The organism is Planomonospora algeriensis (assembly GCF_977012225.1).
In genome coordinates, this window is record NZ_CDRNDK010000321.1 from 1 (window position 1) to 7569 (window position 7569).

The window sequence follows — 7569 nt, forward strand, 5'->3', positions numbered from 1 at the left end:
GTCCCGGCGGCGGCGGGCCTCCTGGGCGAGCGCCGCCGCCGCCCGCCCGACCAGGTCCGCCACCGAGGCCAGCCGCTCGTCGGTGAGCGTGCCGTCGTCCAGCAGCCACAGGTAGCCGTAGGTCACCCCGTGGTGCCGGAGCGGGACGCAGACCCGGGCCAACACGCCGAGCTCGCGTCGGCGGGGATGCGGACCCGGCCCGGCGCCGTCGCGATGCCGTACCCCTCGAAGTAGGCGCGGACCTCGTCGGAGGCGCGGCGGCGCAGGATGGACTCCTGGCGCACGGTGTCGATGTCGCCGCTCTGCGCGGCGTAGGCCAGCAGCTTCAGTGAGCGGTCCTCCAGGGTGGCGGCGGCGCCGAGGCGGGCGGCGATCTCGTCGACGGTCTCCTGAAGCATTCCGCCATTGTCGTACATCTGTACAAACCCTGCTCCCCTGATCGTGGCAGATGCATATTCGATAGTTCTGACCTGGCGTTTTAGTCTGGAAGACATGCTCGGTTCACTGCTTCTCGCCGGGTCACGGGTGCCGTTCGTACGGCGTGCCGTCTCCGGCGTCCCGCTGACACGCAAGGTCGTCGACCGCTTCGTGGCGGGCGAGACCCCCCAGGACGCGGTCGAGGCCGTCCGCCGCCTGACCGGCGCGGGCCTCACCGTCACCATCGACCATCTGGGCGAGGAGACCCGGGACGCCGGGGCCGCCGCGGACACCGCACGGGCCTACACGACCCTGCTCGGCGCGCTGCGCGAGCTGGACCTCGGCGACCGCGCCGAGGTCTCGGTGAAGCTCTCCGCGGTCGGCCAGGCGCTCGGCGCCGACGGCGACAAGATCACCTTGGAGAACGCCCGCCGGATCTGCGAGGCGGCCCACGCCGCGGGGGCGGACGTCACCCTCGACATGGAGGACCACACCACGGTCGACTCCACGCTCGGCGTGCTGCGCGCGCTGCGCGGCGACTTCCCCCGCACCGGCGTGGCCATCCAGGCCTACCTGTTCCGCAGCGAGGCCGACTGCCGCGACCTGTCGCACGAGGGCTCCCGGGTCCGCCTGGTCAAGGGCGCCTACGCCGAGCCCGCCTCGGTCGCGCACCGCGACAAGGCCGAGGTCGACAAGGCCTACGTCCGGTGCCTGCGCATCCTCATGGCGGGCGGCGGGTATCCCATGGTGGCCACGCACGACGACCGGCTGATCTCGATCACCGAGCTCCTCGCCGACCGCTCCGGCCGCTCCCGGGGGGACTACGAATACCAGATGCTCTACGGCATCCGCACCGACAAGCAGCAGGCCCTCGCCGGCGCCGGGCACACCGTCCGCGTCTACATCCCCTACGGCGACGACTGGTACGGCTACTTCATGCGCCGCCTCGCCGAGCGCCCGGCCAACGTCGCCTTCTTTCTCCGTGCCCTGGGAGGCAAGTAGCAATGGACGCCATCTCCGACGTTCCCGTCCCCGCCAACGAGCCGGTGTACGGCTACGCGCCCGGCAGCCCCGAGCGGGAGGCGCTCACCGGCCGCGTCAAGGAGCTGGCCGGGGCCCAGCTCGACCTGACCATGACGATCGGCGGCGAGCAGCGGATGGCCGACGGCGCCCCCGTCGACGTGGTGCAGCCGCACCACCACGCCTCCGTGCTCGGCCGTACCGCCGACGCCACCGCCGGTGACGTGCGGGCCGCGATCGACGCCGCGCTGGCGGCGGCCCCGGCCTGGCGGGCGCTGCCCTTCGACGAGCGGGCCGCGATCTTCCTGCGCGCCGCCGAACTGCTCGCCGGCCCGTGGCGGCAGACGCTGAACGGCGCCACGATCCTCGGCCAGTCCAAGTCCGTCCAGCAGGCGGAGATCGACGCGGCCTGCGAGCTGATCGACTTCCTCCGGTTCAACGTGGCCTACGCCCGGCGGCTCTACTGCGACCAGCCGGTCTCCTCGCCGGGCGTGTGGAACCGGATGGAGTACCGCCCGCTGGAGGGCTTCGTCCTGGCGATCACCCCGTTCAACTTCACCGCCATCGCCGGCAACCTGCCCGCCTCGGCCGCCCTGATGGGCAACGTCGTGGTCTGGAAGCCCTCCCCCACCCAGCAGTTCGCCGCGCACTTCACGATGCGGCTGCTGGAGGAAGCCGGCCTCCCGCCGGGCGTGATCAACATGGTGACCGGCCACGGCTCGGCGGTCTCGGAGGCCGCGCTGACCCACCCGGAGCTGGCGGGCATCCACTTCACCGGCTCCACCGCGACCTTCCAGCACCTGTGGTCCACGGTCGGCGCGAACATCGCCTCCTACCGGAGCTACCCGCGCCTGGTCGGCGAGACCGGCGGCAAGGACTTCGTGCTGGCCCACCCCTCGGCCGACCCGGCCGTGCTGACCACCGCGCTGGTCCGCGGCGCCTTCGAGTACCAGGGCCAGAAGTGCTCGGCCGCCTCCCGCGCCTACGTGCCGCGCTCGGTCTGGACGGCGATCCGCGACGAGCTCGTCGGCACCGCCGAGTCGCTGACGGTCGGCGACGTGGCCGCCGACCTGTCGACGTTCATGGGCGCGGTCATCGACTCCCGGGCGTTCGCCAAGCACAAGGCCGCGATCGACCGGGCACGCTCACTGGACTCGATCGACGTGCTCACCGGCTCCTACGACGACTCGGTCGGCTACTTCGTCAGGCCGACGATCCTGGTCTCCTCCGACCCGGCCGACGAGATCTTCAGCAAGGAGTACTTCGGGCCGATCCTCGGCGTGCACGTCTACGACGACGCCGACTTCGACACGGTGCTGGACCAGATGGAGAGCGCCTCGCCGTACGCGCTGACCGGCTCGGTGATCGCCCGGGACCGCTACGCGATCGCCTCCGCGTCGGAGAAGCTGCGCTTCGCGGCGGGCAACTTCTACGTCAACGACAAGCCCACCGGCGCCGTCGTCGGCCAGCAGCCCTTCGGCGGCGCCCGCTCCTCCGGCACCAACGACAAGGCCGGGTCGATCTTCAACCTGATCCGCTGGGTGAACGCCCGGACGATCAAGGAGACCTTCGTCGCCCCGACCGACCACCGCTACCCGCACATGGGCTGAGCACCCGCGGCCGGAAGGCCGTCGTCCCCGATCGGGTAGCCTCTCGCCGCGAGGTTGGCCGCCCGGGCCCGCTCCCGGCTCGCGGTGGCGACCTCGCGCTGCCGCGCCCGCCACCCCGCCTGCTCGGGCGGTCCTCGCCGGACAGGGCCGCGCCCATCCGGCCGCCTGCTTCGAGCCGGTCGAGCCGGTCGTGGTCCGCGGCCTCCTCCGTTGCGATCAGTGTCCGGGCCCAGGCCGCCAGCGCCCGTGCCCACAGGCCCCGCGCCAGGGCCACCTCGTCGGAAGACGCCGTGTAGCGGACCCGTTCGTACTGCCCGGAGAGCACCTCGACCTGACGGCGCGCCGCCTGGAGCGTGCCGGGCGGCGGGGAGGGCCTGCCATCCGCGCCGGAGAGCGGACGCTCCCGTCCGTCGCCGGGGCCGCTCCTCGCCTCGTCCAGGGTCTCCTCTCTGGAGACCAGCGTGCGCACCCATTCCATCAGGGCCCAGCACCACGCCTGCCGCGCCTGGTACAGCTCGGCGATGGACACGCCCCCGGAGTCGATCGCCTGCCGGGCGTCGCCGTACCGGCTCATGGCCCAGCGCAGCTCGCGCCCGGCCTCCCGGAAGTCCAGCCGGACCCGTTCGCGCCGGTCGAAGGGATGGTCTGTCCACGGATCACCCACGCCGGGAGGGTACGGCAGGCATTCCCCCAGCGTCCCTCGAAACGGGGAATCTCCCGGCCAGACCCGAAGCGGTTCGGGGCGAACTGTGCCAGAGTTCTGATCATGGAGATTTTCACACATAAGTCGGGGCGAGCCGACGCGCCGGCGGTGGTGCTCCTGCACGGCGCCGGCACCAGCGGCTGGATGTGGACGAAGCAGGCCGCCGCCCTGGCCTCGGACTTCCTCGTCCTCGTCCCCGACCTGCCCGGTCACGGCCGGAGCAACGCCCACCCGTGGGTCTCGCTCGCCGACACCGCCGCCCTCGTCTCCGAGATGATCACCACGCATGCGCCCGAGCGGCGGGCCCACGTGGTCGGGCTCTCGCTGGGCGGGTACGTCGGCCTGCACCTGGCCGCCGCCCACCCCGAGTCCGTGGCGACCCTGACGGTCAGCGGGGTGAACATCCTGCCCTTCCCCAACCGCGGCATGATGAGGGTCATGGGCGTGCTGATGACGCCGCTCATGAAATGGGGCCCGATGCTGCGCGCCAACGCCCGCAGCCTCAACGTCCCCCCCGAGGACTTCGACGGTTACCGGCAGGCCGCGCGGGCCATGACCCGGCAGGCGTTCCGCCGGGTCTCCGAGGAGGCTCTGGACTTCCGGGTCCCGGCCGAGGCGGAGAACTCCCCGTGTCCGGTCCTGGCCGTGGCCGGCGGCAACGAGCACGACCTCATCAAGCGTTCGCTGAGCGGCATCGCCGCCGCGTTCCCCTCGGGTGAGACGCGGCTGGTCCCCGGAGTGGGCCACGGGTGGAACGGCGAGAAGCCCGAGCTGTTCACCGCGATGGTCCGTGCCCGGGTCACCGGAGGTCCGCTGCCTGAGGAACTCCTCGCGGTGTGACGGACGGCGCGGCCGACCGCGAGAGTCCCTCGGGCGCGATCCGATCCGGCGGGCACCGTCGCCACTGCGGCCGATCGCGCCCGAGCACGATCCGATCCACTGCGGCCGGGATCCGGGAGCGGAGCCTCAGGGGGCGGGCGTCTGCGCGGGCCGGGCGGACAGACCGGACCAGGAGGAGGCCGTGCAGCCGGCCAGCAGCGTCACACCGGACAGCACCCCGCTGACGAGGGGCACCCACTCCACGGCCGAGGTGAAGGTCATGGCGAGCCCGATCACGCCGAGCACGGTGAGGACCAGGCCGGGCAGCATGATGGTGCGGTTCTGCCAGACCGGCCCGAGGGCGACGAAGTGCACGCCGACGACGAGGGCGATCCAGGCGACGTTGGTCTCCACCGGGCGATCCAGCGCGCGCAGCACCGCGATGCCGCCGAACAGCATGACGACTTCGATCACGGCAATGACCGCGAAGCCGAGGCCGAACATCTTCCCGCCGGCCTGTCCTCCGGCGACGACCGGTTCGACGCCGGTCGCCCTGGCCCGCCTGACCGCGGCGAACCACAGGAGCACGACGCCGCCCAGGGCGGCGGAGGCGGCGATCCGGAGGACGAGGGCGATCGCCGGATCGAGGGGCGGGTGCGAGTTCACGAACACGAACACCGTTCCGAAAACCGCACCGATCAACAATCCAGTCAGACGTTGCATGACGCGCACCCTACCGAAAATCGATCAAGGAGGGACCTGGCGCGGTCACCTGCCGCCACCCCTGCCCGGTCCGTTCGCCCCGTCGTTCCCGCCCGGTCCCCGGCCCTGCCCCGGCCCGCGGCCCGGTCCGTCACCGTTCCCCGGTCCCTGCTCGCGGCCCGGCCCGTCACCGTTCCCCGGCCCGTCGCCGTTCCCGGGCCCGTCGCCGTCACCGGCGTCCGATACGGGCGGTCTGGGGGCGCAGCCGGCTCCGCAGCCGCCGAAGCGGGCGGAGTCGACCGGGTGGAAGGGCGTGGCCCTGACGCCCTTCAGCGCGGCCATCATGGTGTCCTTCCAGATCGGGCCGGAGATGGAGGCCCCGAAGACCGCGCCGTAGTACTGGCCGCCGATGGTCACGCCGCGGAGCTTGTGCGCCGTCGATCCCCGGGGGTCCCCGAGGCTCACCGCGCCCGCCAGGTCGGGGGTGAACCCGGCGAACCAGGCGGTGGCGTGGTCATCGGTGGTGCCCGTCTTACCCGCGGCGGGCCGGCCGATGCCGCCCACACCGCGCATCGTGCCCTTGGTGAACACCCCGGACAGGACCTCGGCGGTGGCGTCGGCGATCGCGGGGTCCAGCGCCTGGCGGCACTGGGGCCGGTAGTCGGTCGCCTTGCCGTTCCGGTCGGTGATCCGGGTGATCGCCATCGGCCTGCAGTACCTGCCGCGCGCGGCGATGGCGGCGTACGCGCCGGCGACGGTGACCGGGTCCGTCTCGTTGACGCCCAGGGTGAAGGTCTGCACCTCCTGGAGCGGCCGGCCGTCGGCGCGCTTGATCCCCAGCGACCTGGCCGTCTGCACGGTGTCGCACAGGCCCACTCGCTCCTCCAGCACCAGGAAGAAGGTGTTGACCGAGCTCCAGGTGCCCGTCCGCAGCGTCTTGAAGCCGGGCGACCCCTCGTCGTTGGTGATGGTGTGCGTCGGGTCGCCGACGTTGCCGCCCTTGCAGTCCTTGAAGGTCGAGTAGGCGGGTGCGCGGTAACCCGCGCCGGCGGTGAGGCCGTCGTCGAGCTTCATGCCCTCCTTCAGCGCCGCGATCAGCGTGAAGGTCTTGAACGTCGAGCCCGGCTGGAAGCCGATGCCGCCGCCGTGCGCGGCGTCGGCCACGACGTTGTAGGAGATCTCGTTCCTGCGCCGGGAGGCGCCGTAGTCGCGGCTGGCCGCCATGGCCCTGATCATCCCCGTGCCCGGCTGGAGCAGGGCCTGGGAGGCGACCGGCTCGTCCGAGGCGTGCACCCGCGCCCTGATCGCCTTCTCCGCCGCGGCCTGCATCCGGGGCTCCAGCGTGGTCCTGATCGTCAGGCCGCCGCGGTTGAGGAAGCGGGCCCGCGCGCTCTTCGTCCTCCCGAAGCTCGGGTTGCCGAGGATCTCATGGCGCACGTACATGCAGAAGTAGGGGTACGGGCTGGCCTCGCACCCGCCGGGCAGCGGCGTGCCCTTGTACCCCAGCTTCCTGGCCTTGGCCTCCGCGGCCTGCTGCGGGGTGATCCTGCCGAGTTCCGCCATCCGGTCGAGCACGACGTTGCGCCGCTCCAGCAGCCGCCTGCGGTTCTTCCTGCCGCCCTCGGGGTCGGTGGCGTTGGGCAGCTGCACGGCTCCCGCGAGGGTCGCCGCCTGCGCCAGGTCGAGCTCGGCCGCCGGGATCCCGAAGAACCGCTTGGCCGCCGCCTCGACGCCGTTGGCCCCCGCGCCGAAGTAGGCGATGTTCAGGTACTTCTCCAGGATCTGGTCCTTGGAGTACTTCTGCTCGACGGCCAGCGCGTGGCGCAACTCGTTGAGCTTGCGCGCGTAGCTGGCCTCCAGCGCCTTGCTCTTCTCCTCGTCGGTGACGGCCGTGTTGAGCAGCACCTGCTTGACGTACTGCTGGGTGATGCTGGAGCCGCCCTGACTCACCCCGCCCGAGACGAGGTTCTTGGCCAGGGCCCGGGCCGTCCCCTCGATGTCGATCGGACCGTGCTCGTAGAAGCGGTCGTCCTCGATCGCGATGATCGCCGTCCGCATCACCGGGGCCACCTCGGCGAGCGGGACGATCTCGCGGTACTCCTCGTAGAACTGCGCGATCTGGTTGCCCCTGGCGTCCAGGACGGTCGTCTTCTCCGCCAGCGGCGGCTCCGGCAGGTCCACCGGCCTGAGGTTCAGCTCGTCCGAGGCGGTGACCACCAGTGCTCCCGCGCCGCCCACGGCGGGCAGGGCCAGGGCCGCGGCCAGCACCCCCGCGGCCACCGCCGCCTGGGCCAGGCG

7 protein-coding genes are annotated in these 7569 nt (G+C 72.3%); 3 read left to right on the plus strand and 4 right to left on the minus strand.

The window, feature by feature from the left end; translation table 11 throughout:
- Positions 1–122: 122 nt before the first annotated feature.
- Complete coding sequence (locus ACWJ6R_RS26010; protein ID WP_449064750.1) at positions 123–398, minus strand: hypothetical protein; 276 nt, start codon at positions 396–398, stop codon at positions 123–125.
- Between the two features lie 94 nt (positions 399–492).
- Between ACWJ6R_RS26010 and ACWJ6R_RS26015 the strand changes: the two genes are divergently transcribed.
- The gene (locus tag ACWJ6R_RS26015; protein ID WP_449064751.1) at positions 493–1419 is read left to right on the plus strand and encodes a proline dehydrogenase family protein; all 927 of its coding nucleotides are present in this window, start codon (positions 493–495) and stop codon (positions 1417–1419) included.
- 2 nt (positions 1420–1421) lie between these two features.
- Complete coding sequence (gene pruA, locus ACWJ6R_RS26020) at positions 1422–3047, plus strand: L-glutamate gamma-semialdehyde dehydrogenase (protein ID WP_449064752.1); 1626 nt, start codon at positions 1422–1424, stop codon at positions 3045–3047.
- Here the strand turns inward: pruA and ACWJ6R_RS26025 are convergent.
- On the minus strand, positions 2995–3711 hold the full coding sequence (locus ACWJ6R_RS26025; protein ID WP_449064753.1) for a hypothetical protein: 717 nt from the start codon (positions 3709–3711) through the stop codon (positions 2995–2997). The two genes, pruA and ACWJ6R_RS26025, sit on opposite strands and share 53 nt — an antisense overlap.
- A gap of 102 nt (positions 3712–3813) precedes the next feature.
- Here ACWJ6R_RS26025 and ACWJ6R_RS26030 point away from each other — a divergent pair, with 102 nt between their 5' ends.
- Positions 3814–4590 carry an alpha/beta fold hydrolase gene (locus ACWJ6R_RS26030; protein WP_449064754.1) on the plus strand — a complete coding sequence of 259 codons (777 nt, stop codon included), beginning with the start codon at positions 3814–3816 and terminating at the stop codon, positions 4588–4590.
- A 126-nt stretch (positions 4591–4716) separates the two neighbouring features.
- Here the strand turns inward: ACWJ6R_RS26030 and ACWJ6R_RS26035 are convergent, their stop codons facing one another.
- Both ACWJ6R_RS26035 and ACWJ6R_RS26040 read right to left on the minus strand, forming a co-directional pair.
- Positions 4717–5247 carry a hypothetical protein gene (locus ACWJ6R_RS26035; RefSeq protein WP_449064755.1) on the minus strand — a complete coding sequence of 177 codons (531 nt, stop codon included), beginning with the start codon at positions 5245–5247 and terminating at the stop codon, positions 4717–4719.
- A gap of 90 nt (positions 5248–5337) precedes the next feature.
- Positions 5338–7569 (minus strand): transglycosylase domain-containing protein (locus tag ACWJ6R_RS26040; protein ID WP_449064756.1); only part of this gene is annotated, 2232 nt, incomplete at its 5' end.

What these genes read in the sequence shown, in the direction of transcription:
- ACWJ6R_RS26010 (WP_449064750.1), bottom strand. Translation starts at nt 398, where the DNA reads ATGCTTCAGGAGACCGTCGACGAGATCGCCGCCCGCCTCGGCGCCGCC.
- ACWJ6R_RS26015 (WP_449064751.1), top strand. Translation starts at nt 493, where the DNA reads ATGCTCGGTTCACTGCTTCTCGCCGGGTCACGGGTGCCGTTCGTACGG.
- pruA (WP_449064752.1), top strand. Translation starts at nt 1,422, where the DNA reads ATGGACGCCATCTCCGACGTTCCCGTCCCCGCCAACGAGCCGGTGTAC.
- ACWJ6R_RS26030 (WP_449064754.1), top strand. Translation starts at nt 3,814, where the DNA reads ATGGAGATTTTCACACATAAGTCGGGGCGAGCCGACGCGCCGGCGGTG.